Annotated in this window: 17 protein-coding genes and 1 tRNA gene; 11 read left to right on the top strand and 7 right to left on the bottom strand. The window is 53.4% G+C overall.

The window, feature by feature from the left end; translation table 11 throughout:
- Positions 1–420 precede the first annotated feature (420 nt).
- Positions 421–912: a cell division inhibitor SulA gene (locus ACMHXE_RS13310; RefSeq protein ID WP_165565873.1), complete on the bottom strand. Its 492-nt coding sequence runs from the start codon at positions 910–912 to the stop codon at positions 421–423.
- The gene (gene lexA, locus ACMHXE_RS13305) at positions 909–1529 is read right to left on the bottom strand and encodes a transcriptional repressor LexA (RefSeq protein WP_101054130.1); all 621 of its coding nucleotides are present in this window, start codon (positions 1527–1529) and stop codon (positions 909–911) included. Before lexA ends, ACMHXE_RS13310 begins: the two co-directional genes overlap by 4 nt.
- Before the next feature lie 264 nt (positions 1530–1793).
- Here lexA and plsB point away from each other — a divergent pair, with 264 nt between their 5' ends.
- The 4 genes from plsB (at position 1794) to ACMHXE_RS13285 (ending at position 7020) form a co-directional block, all read left to right on the top strand.
- Positions 1794–4220 (top strand): glycerol-3-phosphate 1-O-acyltransferase PlsB, encoded by a 2427-nt coding sequence (gene plsB / locus ACMHXE_RS13300; protein ID WP_413732478.1) that lies wholly within the window; start codon positions 1794–1796, stop codon positions 4218–4220.
- Positions 4220–5467, top strand: a complete 1248-nt coding sequence (gene mtr, locus ACMHXE_RS13295; RefSeq protein ID WP_101054132.1) for a tryptophan permease — start codon at positions 4220–4222, stop codon at positions 5465–5467. The genes plsB and mtr overlap by 1 nt, the downstream gene beginning before the upstream one ends.
- A gap of 98 nt (positions 5468–5565) precedes the next feature.
- Positions 5566–5639 (top strand) — tRNA-Gly (locus ACMHXE_RS13290).
- A gap of 583 nt (positions 5640–6222) precedes the next feature.
- The gene (locus tag ACMHXE_RS13285) at positions 6223–7020 is read left to right on the top strand and encodes a VOC family protein (protein ID WP_101054135.1); all 798 of its coding nucleotides are present in this window, start codon (positions 6223–6225) and stop codon (positions 7018–7020) included.
- Between the two features lie 6 nt (positions 7021–7026).
- On the opposite strand, the gene ACMHXE_RS13280 is transcribed toward ACMHXE_RS13285, so the two are convergent.
- The gene (locus ACMHXE_RS13280) at positions 7027–8001 is read right to left on the bottom strand and encodes a ribonuclease T2 family protein (protein WP_165565874.1); all 975 of its coding nucleotides are present in this window, start codon (positions 7999–8001) and stop codon (positions 7027–7029) included.
- Between the two features lie 286 nt (positions 8002–8287).
- Here ACMHXE_RS13280 and ACMHXE_RS13275 point away from each other — a divergent pair, with 286 nt between their 5' ends.
- Positions 8288–8527, top strand: coding sequence for a hypothetical protein (locus tag ACMHXE_RS13275; protein WP_234555807.1), 240 nt, complete (start codon positions 8288–8290; stop codon positions 8525–8527).
- A gap of 39 nt (positions 8528–8566) precedes the next feature.
- On the opposite strand, the gene ACMHXE_RS13270 is transcribed toward ACMHXE_RS13275, so the two are convergent.
- The 4 genes from ACMHXE_RS13270 to ACMHXE_RS13255 form a co-directional block, all read right to left on the bottom strand.
- Positions 8567–8797, bottom strand: coding sequence for a TM2 domain-containing protein (locus tag ACMHXE_RS13270; RefSeq protein ID WP_039035336.1), 231 nt, complete (start codon positions 8795–8797; stop codon positions 8567–8569).
- A gap of 9 nt (positions 8798–8806) precedes the next feature.
- A complete protein-coding gene (locus tag ACMHXE_RS13265) occupies positions 8807–9070 on the bottom strand; it encodes a hypothetical protein (protein WP_373297509.1) in 264 nt (87 codons plus the stop codon).
- A 171-nt stretch (positions 9071–9241) separates the two neighbouring features.
- Positions 9242–9736, bottom strand: coding sequence for a transcription elongation factor GreB (greB, locus tag ACMHXE_RS13260; protein ID WP_039035338.1), 495 nt, complete (start codon positions 9734–9736; stop codon positions 9242–9244).
- 126 nt (positions 9737–9862) lie between these two features.
- Positions 9863–10648 (bottom strand): TOBE domain-containing protein, encoded by a 786-nt coding sequence (locus tag ACMHXE_RS13255; protein ID WP_101054147.1) that lies wholly within the window; start codon positions 10646–10648, stop codon positions 9863–9865.
- Positions 10649–10808: 160 nt separating this feature from the next.
- On the opposite strand from ACMHXE_RS13255, the gene modA reads away from it, so the two are divergent.
- The 6 genes from modA to ACMHXE_RS13225 all read left to right on the top strand — a co-directional run bounded on the left by modA (position 10809) and on the right by ACMHXE_RS13225 (position 17557).
- The gene (gene modA / locus ACMHXE_RS13250; protein WP_101054150.1) at positions 10809–11576 is read left to right on the top strand and encodes a molybdate ABC transporter substrate-binding protein; all 768 of its coding nucleotides are present in this window, start codon (positions 10809–10811) and stop codon (positions 11574–11576) included.
- Between the two features lie 16 nt (positions 11577–11592).
- The gene (gene modB, locus ACMHXE_RS13245) at positions 11593–12285 is read left to right on the top strand and encodes a molybdate ABC transporter permease subunit (RefSeq protein WP_028780857.1); all 693 of its coding nucleotides are present in this window, start codon (positions 11593–11595) and stop codon (positions 12283–12285) included.
- Positions 12279–13367, top strand: coding sequence for a molybdenum ABC transporter ATP-binding protein ModC (gene modC / locus ACMHXE_RS13240; RefSeq protein WP_101054153.1), 1089 nt, complete (start codon positions 12279–12281; stop codon positions 13365–13367). The genes modB and modC overlap by 7 nt, the downstream gene beginning before the upstream one ends.
- A 135-nt stretch (positions 13368–13502) precedes the next feature.
- Positions 13503–14228, top strand: coding sequence for a two-component system response regulator OmpR (gene ompR, locus ACMHXE_RS13235; protein WP_025010803.1), 726 nt, complete (start codon positions 13503–13505; stop codon positions 14226–14228).
- Positions 14225–15541, top strand: coding sequence for a two-component system sensor histidine kinase EnvZ (gene envZ / locus ACMHXE_RS13230; RefSeq protein WP_165565878.1), 1317 nt, complete (start codon positions 14225–14227; stop codon positions 15539–15541). The genes ompR and envZ overlap by 4 nt, the downstream gene beginning before the upstream one ends.
- Positions 15542–15631: 90 nt before the next feature.
- Positions 15632–17557 (top strand): methyl-accepting chemotaxis protein, encoded by a 1926-nt coding sequence (locus ACMHXE_RS13225; RefSeq protein ID WP_413732473.1) that lies wholly within the window; start codon positions 15632–15634, stop codon positions 17555–17557.
- Positions 17558–17561: the final 4 nt, after the last annotated feature.

The following is a 17561-nucleotide window of genomic DNA, read 5'->3' as shown; positions in this document are numbered from 1 at the left end:
GTAAGTCTTTGCTCTATGCAAACTCTTCAGTTCCCAAAAAAGCAACGATGACTTCAAAGTGCGGCGGCGGTTTCACTTAGCTCTAGGTATACAGGTGGTAACCACTGTTGCACTTACCGCTGAATATACTCAGCATTTCCGGCGACGGCACCACTCGCTATGAATCGAAATGGGACGGTCAACCTACGACGAATTGCATGGAGATAACACAATCGTTGTTCCTACATTACTTGTAGATTAAATATTGATCAAGATCACGATGTTTTCTAACTATATGAAAAAAAAGCGCCTGTTAATCCAGAGGTGAATTCTGCGTGAGAGGCTGACCAGCGCGGGTTTGCGTCGATTTACTAAGGAAAGGTATTGCACCAAAAAGGCGCAGAATAAAGGCCATTCTAGAATGGCCTTTTAAACACACCATCAATGGATGGAGCGGGTAAGTTCGTTGAGGCGGTTATCTATCTCTTTCGCCTGCCGTCCTGTTTCCAGCACTACGCCCATGGCTCTGGCGTTACGGGCGACCAGCTGCAATCGGCGGTTATCACGGGCATCCAGGCTGTCTATCCAACTGATCACTGCACTGGAGGTGCCGTTGGTCAGGGCTCTTTCTGTTGCCCACAAGGCTTCAACTTCATCCTTGGTGCGCACCAAGAGCACTCTATCCATTCTGACACCGGCCCTTGCTAAGGTTTCCTTGTAACCTATGCTGGCCGGGGCGTTAATCAAGACAATCCAGCGCCCCTGTTGGCTCAGTTGCGCCAATTGAGGGCAGAGGCGCAATAACTCCTGACGTCCCTGGCTATGGCTGGCCAAGCTGGAGATACCTGTATGTTGCCAAGGCTGATTGCCGGCAATACTGGTGTCTGTCCACAGGCCTGGGTGTCTTGGGGCGTTGCCTGTCATTATACTCATAGCCAGTCTCCATTGCGTATTATCCCTACCGCCAGTCCTTCAATGGTCAACGGCTGAAAAGTCAGGTCGACTTTGATTGGGGAGTAAGCCTCGTTCTCGGCATGTAGATAAACCACATTACCTTTCTTTTCAAAACGTTTTACCGTTACATCATCTTCAACCCTGGCCACCACGACTTGACCGTTACGGGCTTCCTGTACCTTGTGAACCGCCAGGAGATCACCTTCGAGAATGCCTATATTCTTCATGCTGTCGCCGCGCACCCGCAGCAGGAAGTCGGCACTGGGATGGAACATACTAGGGTCGACCTGGTAATACTGTTCCACATGCTCCTGTGCCAGTATAGGTTCACCGGCGGCGACCTGACCTATTAGCGGGAGGCCGGTTTCTGACTCGGCTTGTTCATCATGAGGTAGACGAATGCCGCGAGAGGTGCCTGGTATGATCTCAATACAGCCTTTCTTGGCCAGCGCCTTGAGGTGTTCCTCGGCGGCATTGGCACTCTTAAAGCCTAACCGGGTAGCAATTTCGGCCCGGGTTGGTGGCATGCCGGTGTCGGCTATATTGCGTTTAATCAGTTCCAGAATCTGTGCCTGGCGCGGTGTCAGTGGTCTCATGATGATTCCTGTTTTTTCATACAGTACCTGTTAGTATATACAGTATTTTGATCAGTGCAAGTATTAACCAAAATTGAAACGTTTAGGGGAAGGGTAAATGTTTCAACCTGTGGCAGATTTGGACGGCCTGGCTTACGCATCAATGGGGAGTTCAAGGCATTTGCCAGAGGAGTCGTCGGGGCCGGTTCGCACCTTCCCTAGCTAAGGTTCAGGAAGTTCTGGTATTCTATTGGGCTATTGATTGTGGCTCAGACACTGAAAAACATGTCCAAACAAGATTCATTCTGGTTTAAATCCCTTCGCTGGCTCCAAAGCAAGCTGGTGCATACCACTGTGGTGCCTCAGGATCCTTTCGCAGATTTGAACCTGGATCTCGCCAAGCCGATGGCCTACGTGATGAAGACGGAGTCTGTCAGTGATATCGCGGCGTTGGCGGAAGTTACCCGTAAGTTTGGTTTGCCTTGCCCTTATGAGACGCTCAAGGTTGATGATATTACCGTCCCCAGAGTCGTCTGCCTGGAAGGTGCCAAGCCCCTGTTCGGTAAGCGTAAGAGCAATAAACCTTTTCTCAGCTGTTTCACTTCGCTGTTGAACCTGCATCAGGTCAATCCTGAATTGGATATTCAATTGGTGCCCGTGAGCCTCTATTGGGGCCGCACTCCGGGCAAGGAAGATGACAGCATGCGCGCCGCCGTATTTGAGCGGGAAAATCCCACTTGGCTGCGCAAGTTTCTGATGATCCTGTTCCTGGGACGTGACAACTTTGTGCAGTTTTCCAATGCGGTATCGCTGCGGCTGATGGCCGATGAACATGGAACCGACAAGGCTATTGCCCATAAGTTGTCTCGGGTGGCCAGGGTGCATTTTCGCCGGCAACGCAAGGTGATGACAGGGCCATTACTGCCTAATCGTCAGGCGTTGTTCAATGAATTGTTACGTTCGGAAACGCTTAAGAAGGCAATTAAGGAGGAGGCTGCAGCCAAGAAGATCCCTGAGGCCAGGGCCAGGGAGATGGCGGAGGAATATCTCGATGAGATTGCAGCCCACTATTCAGACAGCCTGGTGCGTATTGCCCAGCGGATCCTCACTTGGTTATGGAACAAGCTCTACAAGGGGATCAACATTAAGGGTGCCGAGCAGATACGCCAGTTGCACCATGATGGTCATGAGATAGTTTATGTACCTTGCCACCGCAGTCATATGGATTACCTGCTGCTCTCCTATATTCTCTATTTTCAGGGTATGGTTCCGCCCCACATAGCCGCCGGTATCAACCTGAACTTCTGGCCTGCCGGACCTATATTCCGTCGTGGTGGTGCTTTCTTTATCCGCCGAAGTTTCAACGGGAATAAACTCTATACCGCAGTGTTCCGTGAGTATCTGGATCAGTTGTTTGCCAAAGGCTATTCGGTCGAGTACTTCACCGAAGGTGGTCGCTCCCGTACCGGGCGGCTGCTGTCGCCAAAGACAGGGATGCTGGCGATGACAGTCAACTCTGTGTTGCGGGGTATTGAGCGGCCGGTGACTTTGGTGCCTGTGTACCTGGGTTATGACCATGTTATGGAAGTGGCAACTTATCACAAAGAACTCAGCGGCAAGAAGAAGCAAAAAGAATCTGTCTGGCAGGTGGTTGGCGCCTTGCGTAAGCTGGGTAATTTTGGTCAGGGTTATGTTAACTTTGGTGAACCTGTGACCCTGCAGAACTTCCTCAGTGAAGCGGCACCCAACTGGCGCGAAGAAGTGGCGGCCGATCCCGAGCAGAAACCCAGCTGGTTGACTCCGGCTGTCAATACTCTGGCCAATCGAGTGATGACCCATATCAACGATGCCGCAGCAGCCAGCGCCGTGACGCTTACCAGCCTGGTACTCTTGTCATCAGAGCAGAATGCGCTGGAGCGAAGCCAGTTGGAACGTCAGTTGGACCTGTATCTGGATCTGCTCAAGGAAGTTCCTTACACCCAGTACATCTCGGTGGCCGAAGGTGACGGTAAGCAATTGCTGCAACAAGGTCTGGAGCTGAATAAGTTTACGGTTCAGGAAGATGCACTGGGTGATATTATCTCAATCGACGAGTCGATTGCGGTAACCATGACTTACTATCGCAACAACATTATTCACTTGTTTATGGTGCCTGCTTTGCTGGCCAGCTGCTTGGTGCGTCAAGAGCAGTGCAGCCGAGCTCAGATGCAGGCGGTGCTTGAGGATTTCTACCCTCTGCTGCAGGCCGAACTGTTTATGGGTAAGGCCGATGTCAGTGCCTATGCCGATCAACTGCTGGATCGTTTCATTGTCAAAGGTTTGGTGGCCGAAGAAGCCGATGGTTTCCGAGTGTTGGAAGCCGGGATCAATCCGCTGGCGCTGCTGGCCGAAACCATGAGCGAAACTCTTCAGCGTTATGCCATCATCTTTAACTTGCTGGCCGCTCACCCGGGTATTGAGCGTGGCGACTTGGAGCGCGAAAGCCACAAGTTGGCCAGTCGTCTGGGCGCGCTGCATGGGATTACTGCCCCCGAGTTTTACGACAAAAAACTCTATGGCATTGTGAGCATCAAGCTCAAAGAGCTTGGGTATCTCACCAAGGAAGATATCCGCCATGATATAGAGCGAACCCGAGATTATGCCAACCAGCTACTGCGTCCTCAGGTCAAGCAAACCATAGTTGACAGCGTCGCCGCCGAACAGGAGGCCTGATGGCCAATCATATGAATGCGGCGCCTGCCAAGGCGTCTTTGCTGGGCGGCGCCATGATCATCGCCGGGACCACAGTCGGTGCAGGTATGTTTTCGCTGCCGGTAGAAGGCGCCGGCATGTGGTTTGGCTACTCTGTGCTTATGTTGTTGGGGGTGTGGTTTTGCATGTTCATGTCCGGGCTGCTGCTGCTGGAAACCAACCTGCATTTTGAGCCGGGCGCCAGCTTTGACACCCTCACCAAGGAAACTTTGGGGCAGTTCTGGCGGGTGCTTAACGGCGCCTCGATAACCTTCGTGCTCTATATCCTCACTTACGCCTATATCAGTGGCGGCGGTTCTATAGTTAATCACAGCCTGGAAGGTATGGATATCAGCCTGCCGCAGAGCTTTGCCGCCTTGGTGTTTGCCCTGGTGTTGGCACTGGTGGTGCTTATCAGCACCAAGGCAGTGGATCGCATCACCACTATAATGCTGGGCGGGATGATCATCAGCTTCTTTCTGGCGATAGGCAATCTGCTGATCGGCATAGACACCAGCAAGTTGTTACTACCTGATGGTGAGAACTCTTATGGCTCATATCTGTGGGCGGCCATTCCTTTTGGCCTGGCGAGTTTTGGCTATCATGGCAATGTGCCGTCGCTGGTGAAATACTACGGCAAGCAACCGGGCACCATTATCAAGGCGATTTTTGTTGGTACCTTTATTGCCTTGGCTATCTACCTGTGTTGGTTGGTGGCTACCATGGGGAATATTTCCCGCGGCGAATTCGGCGCTATTATTGCTCAGGGTGGCAATATGGGGGTATTGGTCGGCGCCTTGTCCAAGGTGATGGATAACTCGCTGCTCAACACCATGCTCACTCTGTTTGCCAATCTGGCGGTGGCGTCTTCATTCCTGGGAGTAACCCTGGGCTTGTTTGATTATCTGGCAGATCTGTTTGGTTTTGACGACAGTCGCAGCGGCAGGGCCAAGACCGCCTTGGTGACTTTTCTGCCTCCGACTTTGTTGGGTATGTTGTTTCCCGATGGCTTCCTGGTTGCTATCGGCTTTGCTGCCTTGGCGGCTACGGTATGGGCCGTTATAGTGCCGGCCTTGATGGCTTGGCGCTCAAGACAACAATTCGCCGATAGCCAGGGCTTTCGTGTGCCGGGGGGGACACCTTTGATAGCCATAGTGGTGCTGTTTGGATTACTCACGGCAGCCTGCCATCTGTTGGCCATGGCTGGTATCCTGCCTAAGTATTCATGAAGCGAGAAGCTGCTCTCTTTTTCAAAGAAATGAAAGAGCGGCTTCTTGACAAGACTATAAAAGTCAGTAATTTATATCGTCCACGCCGAGTGTTTTGTGCGGGTGTAGTTCAATGGTAGAACGGCAGCTTCCCAAGCTGCATACGTGGGTTCGATTCCCATCACCCGCTCCAAGTTTCGTCATAGTTAATATTTGCTCCCAGTAGCTTATGAATCAATATTCGTTTTTGCTCTGAGCGTTATCTGTAGCCTATGACCATTTAGGTTGCACAGGTGTAGGTCTCGTTTTTCTATCTGTACAAGCCAATAAACTGAAAGGCCGTACCTTTCTCAAAGGGGGCTGGTCATTTTGAACCTTCTGAGTCTAAATAGCGCCGCTTTAGGAATGGTGACAAACTCTCTTGGGATTTGTCTGACAGTTATCCTACCCGGGATAAGCCAGTATTACCTCTTCATAAAGGGATTGTGTCCATTGCCCTGCATCCTTTTTATGTTTGAGATTTTGCATCTCATTGTTCCGTCGTAGTTTGTTGGTTGGCAGATTGTGTTGCATAGGGAAGAGTGACAGGGAAAGTTTATGCTAACCAACAGACTACGGCTTTTTTCCTCTATACATCGTCAAATCCATATATTCTCAATTCGGCATTGCCATCGTATATTTTCTATACAGCCTGGTATAATTTCTATTAGTGTTTAACGTAAATGGAACCGGCTTCATCAGCCTCCACTGCGCAACACAGAAATGGGAACCGGATAATGAAGATTACAGCATACAGACATGGCGAGCCCTGTTGGGTAGAGCTGGGGACGCAGGACTGGAACAGTGCCAAGCACTTTTATTGTCGACTCTTTGGTTGGCAAGCTGAAGATATTCCCATGCCGGAAGGCGCCTATACTATGTTGAAGCAGGCGCATGAAGATATAGGCGCCATTTACCAATTGCCTACTGAATTACAGCAGCAGGGGGTTCCCAGTCACTGGGCGGTTTACTTTGCGGTGGAGGATATTAATCACTGTATCGAGGCCATCAGCTCCGCTGGAGGCCAGCTTCTGATGGGCCCCCACGAGGTTGGCTGCGCCGGTAAGATGGCGCTATTTACCGATCCCGAAGGGGCCCATTTTTCGGTTTGGCAGGGCGTCGAACATCCCGGTGCCGGGCGTAAGTGGGAAGCCAACACTCTTTGCTGGGTTGAGCTCGCCTGTCGACAACCCGAAGAGGCTAAGATCTTTTATCCCAAGGTGTTCAACTGGCAGATGCGTCGCAGTGAGAATGCTGTTGATTTTGAATATACAGAATGGTTTCTCAATAGCGACAGCTGTGATGAAGGCATTGGTGGAATGCTGCAAATGACAGAGCAGTGGGGTGACGTGCCGCCCCACTGGATGATCTATTTCAGTGTTGATGACTGTGATCTGATGGCTTGTCGGGCGGCTGAATTGGGCGGCAAGGTTTGTGTGCCACCCACAGATATTCCCAATGTGGGGCGCTTTGCGGTGCTCAACGACCCCCAGGGGGCAGTGTTCAGTATTATTCGCCTGACTATGGCGCTCTAATTTCTCTCAGTTGGCCGCATCGATGCGGATCTGGCTACCACAGTTGCCGGGAGCAATTCTGGGTGCCTGTAGCAACAGAGTCTTCAGGTCGCTGTCATTTATCTTTTCGGGAAGGCTGAGTTGAATTTCGGTTAACATTCCCCGGTGACATTTAAGACTCAGCTTGTGCTCGCTCGAAGGGCCAAAGCTCTGTTGAAACGCTTGTCTTAAAGAATCGGTCGCTATCTTGGCGCCGATGTTTTGTTGCAGTAGGTTGAGCAGAGGCGTTGCCTGGTTCACCTCTGTGGTCAGTCTGAGTGCCAATGAAAAGTAGGCTTCGGCATTTTCATCCCGGCAACTGCCGTGTTTCCACCATTCGTGCCGCTCCAGGCAACTGCCGTAGGCGTGACTGGGCATCATCTGAGCCAGGCGCCGGGATACAGCTTTGCTTAACTCAATGGTGGGATAGTTGCAGAAGTCATCGGGCTTGTGTTTGACCTTGCCGCAATAGCCATAGCTGATGCCGCAAGAGCGCTTATTTGGCCATAAGCCGTGCAAGCTGAAATGACTGGCATCAAAGCGGTCGGCGCTTTGGCTGCGACATTCGGGTTTGCTGGAACCTTTTGACTCACAAAAGGCGTTTTGCCACGACAGAGCCAGTAGATGACTATCGTATTTATCGGCCAGGTTACAGGCGTTATCGGTTTGAGATTCCGTGGGCAACACACCTGTTTGCAGTTGGCCACAGTCGGCGGCAATCCAACGCAGAGGTGATTGTGTGGCTGAGGTCTTGACCCTGAACCAGGTGGGCGTGTTGTGACCAAGGCGTTCAACTATCTCCAGCCTCTGCCCTGGGCTGCTGTAAAGCTGCCCGGGATTAGTGCCCTTGTTCTTCGATTGAAACAGCGGACAGGTCTTGTCTATCAGCAACTCACCGGAAAAGGGGGCTGCCATGATCCCGATAGGTAACAGCCACAGCAATAATATCAGTAAGCGGGTCATAAGGTTCCTCTTTGACGAAATTGTCATCATGCAGATTTTAGTTTTGCCATGTGACACTTTGTATCTATATCAGTTTGAAGTGCAACTTATGTTAAATAGATGATCTTTGGTTTTGGTTTCAAGGCTCAGAGCTGATGCGCCATAGCCGGAATATTAGACGCTTTGGCCGCAGTTCAATGGCGCCAATTTGTATCTTTGCCTTTGTTGGTGAAATGCAGCGCAATTGTTGCTTGTCGATTAATTGTGTAGCTTGGCAATGACAGCAGAATTTTACAGGAAAAAGTAAATGAAAGGATGTGTTTCCGCGGCGGTTATGGTGTTGTGTTTGGGAGCCTGTAGTAGTACTGATGAAACGCAGCCGGCTCAAGCAGAAGTCGATCGCAGTGATGGTTATCGCTGTGAAAAAGTCACAGTGACAGGTTCGAGGATGCCGATAAGAAGGTGTACCACTCAGGCACAAAGGGAGCAGGAGCGTCTGGAAGCGGAAGAGATGTTACGTAAGGGAAGAGTACTTTCTAAGGAGTGAGTAAGGATGCCAGTGGCTCCAGCCACTGGCATCCAGGGATCAGGCTGCTTTGATCTGGCGGCCTTCGGCATCACGGAAACTACCGATGGCAATACGAACAAAGTCGATCAGAGTCCAAATACCCAGGCCACCCAGGGTCAGTAACATCAGCAGACCCGTACCGATTTTACCTGTGTAAAAACGGTGCACGCCGAAGCTGCCCAGGAAGAAGCACAGCAGTAGAGTAGGTACGAAACCCTTGTCGCTCAGTTGCTCATTTTCGATTGTCATTGTTTGTCCTTAAGTTAACTTTTGTCCCGGGTAAGTGATCAGCCTACCCTGCCCATCTTTATAGCTTCCCACGAGTAACATGAAAGTGATTATCACTGTGTGGATAATATCGACCGCCAGTACAGCTATTCCGGTGAATACCAAGGTAGGATCATCTGTCGAAATCAGCGTAATACCTACTATTGCCAGACCGAGATCAAACAGGCCATGCAGAATACGTCCACAGTAAAAATGGTGTATGCCCAAGATGCCGAAAATGCCTGAAAGGCACACGGCTACGCCATAACTCTTATCGGATTTTTTGAGAGTCTGCACTTCCTTGTTCCTATGTTGAAAGCTGAGTCGTCCGGCCCGGCAGGCATCTCCCTGCACTTCTTCGAGCCAAACGGGGGAAGTCTACCTTTTTCCTGGGATTTTTTTCAATAACAAATTGTTAAATTGAGATTATTCTGACACATCTGTTTCAAACGCCTGGTATTGGATCACATTGATGTACCACTCTTTGATCCCGGATGGGGTTTGCACTTGGACCTCATCATCAACCTGTTTACCTATGAGTGCTCGCGCCATGGGGGAATCTATGGTGATATAGCCTTTCTTGGTGTCTATTTCATCCTTGCCGACAATCCGGTAGCGCACCACAGTGCCCTGGTCGTTTTCCAGCTCGACCCAAGCGCCGAAAAACACCTTTCCTTCCTGCTGCGGTGAGTAGTCGACTATTTTAAGCTCTTCCAGACGTTTAACCAGATAGCGGATCCGGCGATCTATCTGTCGCAGCAAGCGTTTGTTGTAGGTGTAATCTGCGTTTTCGGAGCGGTCACCCTGGGCCGCGGCCTCCTGTACCTTGAGGGTGATCTCGGGACGGTATTCCTTCCACAGATATTTGAGTTCTTTGTCCAGGGCTTCCCAGCCCTTACGGGTAATCAAATGGGCTTTCATCGATTTATTCGGTCAACTGCTGATGGCGCCAGGCGCCGATGCCAATAATGCAGAAGGTTTACAGAACTCAGGCGTGCTTGCAAGTGCGCCTTCTTGCCAATGGGATAAACAGGATGCCTTTGTTTGTCATTTTACACAGGCGATGAGTGTCTGCCCCGGCTCGAAGCAGGCCTGCAGATGATCGCCCAGAGCCAATGGCAAGCCCTCAAGGCTGTCGTTGCATACCGAAGCGTAGAGGCGGTCGTTGCCGCCGATATCCAGGGTAATTTCGCTGCGCTGGGTATCGCGTTTTATTTGCAATAACTGGCCTTTGAGGCGGTTGCCACTGCTGAGGGGCTGCTGCAGCGAGTGGATGCTGACGGCGGGAGCCTTGAACAGCAGCAATACCTTCTTGCCGATATGCAGTCCCAGTTTGTCAGTGCTGGCATGGGTGATGGCGGCGTCTATCTCCTGCCCGCCGGCCAATTTGACCCTGACATTGTCATTGAGAGAATCATCCTTGAGCGCAATGACTTCACCGGCCAGTTGATTGCGGGCGCTGGTCTTGAGCGAGAAGTGCGCCATCAGATCCAACAGATTATCCATGGGGACGGCCGCATCCAACAGCGCCTTGAGCACCATGTCCTGCATCTGATCCATCAGTTCGTAGAGTTTCAGCAGACGCTCGCCAAACTCGGTCAACTTGGCGCCGCCACCGCCTTTACCACCCTTTTCACTGCTGATCACAGGCTGAGGGGCCTGCAGATTCATGTCGTTGACTGCATCCCAGGCCGCCTTGTAACTGATGCCCGCCTGTTTGGCGCCCTGGCTGATGGAGCCGGTAATGCGTATCTGCTTCAATAGCGCAATGCGTTTGGGATTGGCAAACAGTTTATCGGCATTGTTGAGAGTCAGCAGGGCTTTGAGATCCATGGTGTATTCCTTATCAGTGTCAGGGTTATTCTCCCTCATTGCGCTGATAAAGACCACAGGGATCACTCACTGACGCTCACAGGCTTGCTTATCGTTATATAACTATGTATATAACGTTGGCAGTATCCAAATAGTGTAATCATTTCACCAAGGAGTCGTTATGAAGTCCCTGTTTCGTCCAGCCCTGAGCCTGGCTCTGGGGTTATTGTTGGCCTTTAACGTCAGTGCCAAGGAAAAAGTCACCGTCTTTGCCGCCGCCTCACTCACCAATGCCATGAATGAACTGGGCGCCGAATATGACCGCAAGCATAACACTGAAACCGTGTTCTCTTTTGCGTCCTCTTCGACGCTGGCACGCCAGATTGCCCAAGGTGCGCCCGCCGAGCTGTTTCTGTCGGCCAACCAGAAATGGATGGACTATCTCGATGAAAACAAGGCCATTGACAGTGATAGTCGGGTCACTCTGCTGCGTAACACTCTGGTGCTGATCGCGCCGAAAAGCAGTGCGCTGAACCAGGTTGAAATCTCGGCTTCCTGGGATCTCAAACAGGCTTTGGGTAACAGTCGGATGGCGGTTGGCGATCCAGATCATGTGCCGGCCGGTCGCTATGCCAAGCAGGCGCTGGAAAACTTGGGTTTGTGGCAACAGGCCGAACCTCTGCTGGCCAGAGCCAATAGTGTTCGCGGCGCCTTGGCGTTGGTTGAACGCGGCGAGTCATCTCTGGGGATTGTCTATTCCACAGATGCCAAGGTTGCCAAAGGGGTAAAACAGCTGGCGGTATTCCCCCAAGAGACTCATAAGCCAATCAGCTATCCCATGGCGCTGGTGGGTAAAGAGCACAACAAAGGCGCTGAAGGTTTCTATCAATTCCTGCAGTCCGACGCTGCCAAGGCGGTATTTGCCAAATACGGCTTCGGCGTAAACTGAGATCCTGACTTTGAGCTTGTTGACCGACTATGAAGTGGCCGCCTTGCTGCTCAGTCTCAAGGTGTCCACTGTGGCTGTGCTCTGCAGTCTGCCGCTTGGTATTTTGTGTGCCTGGGTGCTGGCGCGGCTGGAGTTCCCCGGCAAGTCTGTGCTCGATAGCCTGATCCACCTGCCACTGGTGCTGCCACCTGTGGTCATAGGGTATTTGTTGCTGGTCTCCATGGGCCGCAGCGGTTTTCTCGGTGGCTGGCTCTATGACACTTTTGGCTTCAGTTTCAGTTTCAGTTGGCGCGGCGCCGCGCTGGCGGCCGCGGTGGTGTCATTCCCGTTAATGGTTCGTGCCATTCGTCAGGCGCTCGAAGGGGTGGATGTGCGCCTGGAACAGGCGGCGCGCACCTTGGGCGCCGGCCGACTCAAGGTCTTCTTCACCATCAGCTTGCCGCTGACCGCGCCCGGCATAGTCTCGGGCATGGTGCTGGCCTTTGCCCGCAGCCTCGGGGAGTTCGGCTCCACCATTACCTTTGTTTCCAACATACCCGGTGAAACCCGCACCATTCCCTTGGCCATGTACTCCTTTATCGAGACCCCGGGCGCCGAGGCCGAGGCCGCCAGGTTGTGCGTGATTGCGATATTAATTTCACTGGCCTCGCTGATAGCTTCCCAATGGCTCAGCAAGCGGGCGCAACAGAGGACGCTGGGACAATGCTGAAAATCGCTATCAGGCAACAGCTGGGGCAAACCCTACTGGATGTGGACACAGAATTACCTCTCTCCGGGGTCAGCGCCGTCTTTGGCCGTTCGGGCGCCGGTAAGACCTCACTGATTAATATTCTCGGCGGTTTGGCAACGCCGGATGCCGGTGAGATCCGTTTGGGAGAGCGCTGGTTGTTTCATAAAGAAAAGAAGATCAACCTGCCACCTGAGCGGCGTAACGCCGGCTTTGTGTTTCAGGATGCCAGGCTGTTTCCCCACTATCGGGTGCGCGGCAATCTCAACTATGGCCGCAAGGATAAAGACAGTCGCGAGTTTGATACCGTGGTGCAACTCTTGGGGCTGGAGAAGCTGCTCGATCGGTTTCCCTTTACCCTCTCCGGCGGGGAAAAACAGCGGGTCGCCATAGGCCGGGCCTTGCTGACCCGCCCAGAGATCCTCTTGATGGATGAACCGCTGGCATCGCTCGACTTGCCGCGCAAGCGCGAGCTGTTGCCCTACCTACAGAGGCTCACCGCCGAACTTAAGCTGCCGATTATCTATGTCAGCCACAGTCTGGATGAGATCCTGCAACTGGCGGATCAGATGCTGGTGCTGGACAAGGGCCGCTGCGTCCTCAGCGGCCCGCTGGAACAGGTGTGGGACAGTGACGAGCTGAGACCCTGGCTCAGTGCTCAGGAGCAAAGCTCGCTGCTGCATGCCACTGTGGCCGAGAGTCATCCCGAGTATGCCATGACCCGTTTGCAGCTCGCCGACGGCAACAGCTTGTGGGTCAATGAACTGTTACCCAAACAGGATAAGCCGATACGGGTGCGGGTTCACAGCAACCAGGTCTCTGTGTGCCTGCAGGTGCCGAGCGGCAGCAGTATTCGCAATATCCTGCCGGTAACCCTGGAAGAGGTGAGCCGGGTCGACAGCCGCGACTATGTGCAGCTAAGACTGAGGCTGGCGGGTATGCCGCTGTGGGCCAATATTACCCGCTGGGCCCTTGAGGAGCTGGCGTTGCAGCCCGGGATGTCACTCTTCGCCCAGATTAAAGGGGTCAGCCTCACGGCCGCCGATTTGGCCCGTTCTCACTGAGGTGCAACAGAAGATCAACTACTGTTACAAAGTCTCGGGTGATTTTTGGTATCAAAATGGCTAAATTTAAGATATTTAGCCACTTTTTCAGATACTATTGTGCCAGTTTCAGGCTTGGCACTCGAGGAATAGCCCATGGGACAAGAAACCTCCAAGATTCTGGTTGTCGATGATGATATGAGGCTGCGGGCCTTGTTGGAGCGCTATCTGATGGAACAAGGCTATCAGGTGCGCAGCGCCGCCAATGCCGAGCAAATGGATCGCTTGCTGGAGCGGGAGAACTTTCACCTGCTGGTGCTCGACCTTATGTTGCCGGGAGAAGATGGCCTGTCCATCTGTCGCCGCCTGCGACAACAGGGCAACCCACTGCCAATAGTGATGCTGACCGCCAAGGGCGATGAAGTCGACCGCATCATAGGCCTGGAACTCGGCGCTGATGACTATCTGCCAAAACCCTTCAACCCCAGAGAATTGCTGGCACGGATCAAGGCGGTAATGCGCCGTCAGGTGCAGGAGATCCCCGGCGCGCCTTCGCAGCAGGAAGAGATGGTCAGCTTCGGCGAGTTCAGCCTCAACCTGGCCACCCGTGAGATGTACCACAACGAAGAGTCCATCGCCCTCACCAGTGGTGAATTTGCCGTGCTCAAGGTATTGGTGACCCACCCTAGGGAGCCCTTGTCCCGCGACAAGCTGATGAATCTGGCCCGTGGCCGCGACTATTCGGCGTTGGAGCGCTCTATCGATGTCCAGGTTTCCCGGCTTAGGCGGCTGATTGAAAAGGATCCCGCCAACCCGCGCTATATCCAAACGGTTTGGGGCCTGGGGTACGTGTTTGTGCCAGATGGTGCCGCCCGTAAATGAAGCTGCGCTGGTGGCAACGCCTGTTGCCCAGGAGTGCCTTCAGCCAAACGGTCATGCTGATAGGCTGCCTGTTGCTGATCAATCAGCTGGTCTCCTATTTGACTGTGACGGTTTATTTCATTAAGCCCAGCTACCAGCAGATCAACCAGCTTATCGCCCGCCAGATCAATCTGTTGTTTGTCGATGGGGTCGAGGTGGGCCGTGAACACCTCACCATAGTGGACGCCCTCAATGCCAAGGTGCGCGACGATGGCATGCATGTCTATAACCAGAAACAGGCCAGGGAAGCCGGTATCGAGCGGGCGACCTACTATGGTTTCCTCTCAACCCAGATGTCGGAATATCTCGGTGGCCCGGCCGAAGTGCGTATTGCCCAGAGCAATCTGCTGCAGATCTGGATCCGCCCGCCTCAGGCTCCCTCCATCTGGATCAAGGTTCCCCTCAATGGCTGGAACGAAAATGCCCTGTCGCCCCTTAACCTCTATCTGCTGGTGATAGGCGCCTTGAGTGTCGCCGGTGGCTGGTGGTTTGCCCGGCAACAGAACCGGCCGCTGCGGCGGCTGCAAAAGGCGGCTATCTCAGTTTCCAGAGGCAATTTCCCTGACCCGCTGCCGCTGACCGGCTCCAGTGAGCTCGTCGAAGTGACCAATGCCTTTAACCGTATGTCCCAGAGTATGAAACAGCTGGAGCAGGACAGGGCGCTGCTGATGGCGGGGATTTCCCACGACCTTAGAACACCCCTGACCCGAATTCGGCTGGCTTCCGAGATGATGGTGGACGACGATGCCTACCTGCAGGAGGGCATAGTCAAAGACATTGAAGACATGGATGCCATTATCAATCAGTTTATCGCCTATATCCGCCAGGATCAGGAGAGCATTCGCGAGCCGGAACAGATCAACCGTTTAATTCGCGAAGTGGCCCAGGCCGAGTGCAACAGAGTCGGTGAAATAGAGCTGGTACTGGCCGAGTGCCCCGAAGTGCCGATGCAGAGCCTGGCCATCAAGCGGGTGATCGGCAATCTGGTGGAAAACGCCTTCCGTTACGGCCGCGGCTGGATCCGTATCGCTTCCCAGGTGGAAAAACACCGCATAGGTTTCAGTGTGGAAGACAATGGCCCGGGTATAGCCGAGAGCCAGATCCCCAAGCTGTTCCAGCCCTTTACCCAAGGCGACAGCGCCCGCGGCAGCGTCGGCTCAGGGTTGGGACTGGCGATCATCAAACGCATCATAGACAGGCATCAGGGCAAGGTCATTCTCAGCAATCGCCCCCAGGGTGGGCTGCACGCTCAGGTGTGGTTGCCAAGAGATTAACACGCCATACGCTTTATGGCCGATTGTCATTCAACTGTCATGCTCCAGTCATAAACTGCGCTCAGTTCAATCAATTGGGCGCAGTTTGCCATGAAAATTTCCACCCTTTCTCTCGGCGCTTCGGCGTTGTTGCTCTTGTTGGCGGCCTTGCTCGCCTCACTGGTGCTCTGGAGTAGTGAACAGAGACAAGAGGCAGAACTGCAGAGCCAGACGCTGCAAGGCTTGCAGCAAGAATTTTTGGTGGATATCCGTGCCAATCTGGATAAGTATCTCGCCAGTGGCGATGCAGGGCGATTGGAACAAGCCAGAGCCCAGCTCAATGATATTCATGACCGTTTGCCGGTAGATTCACAGTTGGCACAGGAGCTGGCGCAATTGGTGACGGCTCTGGATGGTAAATATCGCGCCGCCGGCAAGTTGGCCGGAAATCCCAGGCAGCTGTTGGCCCATGCAGAAACCGAAATGTTGGACAACAACAAGCGCCTGGCGGATTACGGCGATCAAGGGCTGGCAACGGCGCCACAAGTGGCGCATGAATATCTGCAGCTTAGTCGGGAGCTTCCGCCGCTGGTTTACCAGTTGTCACAGCTGACCCAGGATTACTTGCTCGGACGGGAGCAAAGACTCAAGCCTTACCTCGACAGTACCATAACCCAGTTGGCCGACTGGCATGACAGACTCAGCGCCTTGCCACTGCTTGGTCTCTATCGCACAGTAGAGGCCGATGAATTTGCCCTGGGTGACGATGAACCCGAACGTGAAGAGATTGGCGAGAGCTACCGCGCTGAACTTCTGAGTCTCAGCAGTCGCTACGCCAAGGAAGTGACCAATACCGAGCAGCAACTGTTGGATAACCGTCAAATGCAGGATGCGCTGCGCGCCGATATGCACAAGTTGCAGCAGAACTTGCTGACCATGGCCGCTGAGCAGCAACAACGTACCGACAAGCTCAAACACGAGCTACAGCTTTGGCTCTATCTGGCTTTGGCTGTGCTGGCCTTATTTGCCGTGGCTTATTTGATTTTGCAGCAGCTCAGGGTGGTGAAGCCGTTGCAACTGCTCAACACCGCCTTCAGTCAACTGAGTGAGTCCAATACCCGCGAGCGCCTCAATATCAGTCGTCGCTGTGAAACCGGCCAGATAGCCGCCCACTTCAATGCTCTGCTGAATCGTTTCGAGTCCGAGGATGAACAGCAGCGGCAGCAATTGGCGCGTATTTCTCAAAGTCTGTCGGCCCTGGTGCAAAAAATCAGTGAAATGGCCGGCAGTACCCGTGAGACCCAACAAGTGGTGGATCAGGCTCGGCAGCAAACGCTGGAGCTCAGTGAATTGGCCGGACTGGTGAGTGACAGCTCAGCTTCGCTGGCCACCCGTGCCGGCAATACCGCCGAGCAGATGCACCAGAGTGAACTCGAAGCGCAGCAGATGCTGGAAGCCACAGATTCAACCCGCACAGCAGTTGCCGAGTGTTATCAAGCGCTTGCCAGTCTGGATGATTCAGTGGCGGCTGTGGCGGGAATCATCGACGTGATAGGTAATATTGCCGGGCAGACTAATCTGTTGGCGCTCAATGCCGCCATAGAAGCCGCCCGTGCCGGTGAGCAGGGGCGAGGCTTTGCTGTGGTGGCCGATGAGGTGCGCAGCCTCTCCAGTCGCACCCAGAGCTCGCTCGATGAGATAGGCGCTATCCTCAATCGGCTCACCAATGCCAACAAGAGTCTGGGACAGAGTATGGATGGCATAGCCGAGGCGAGCGACAGGCAGAGACAGAGAGCCGAAAGCCTGAAACAGCTGGCGCAGGAGGTGAGACAGCAGGCTTTTGCCATGGCGAGCGGGACCCAGCAGGGCACTGAGTATGCCCAGTCGCAGCTGGCGCATCTGCAATCTTTCTCCAGCGCCATGGAACAGCTGCGCAGCCAGGCGATCACCGCCTCAGAGCAAGGGCAGGCAATCGCCTCTCAGGTGGCTGCCGGTGTCGCCGAGATAGAACAGAATCTCGGCATTAAAGCTGCCTGAGTCG

Origin of the sequence: Shewanella sp. BJSY2023SW007, assembly GCF_047314525.1 — a bacterium.
Taxonomy (GTDB): domain Bacteria; phylum Pseudomonadota; class Gammaproteobacteria; order Enterobacterales; family Shewanellaceae; genus Shewanella; species Shewanella chilikensis.
This window is presented reverse-complemented; position numbering and strand designations above follow the sequence as displayed.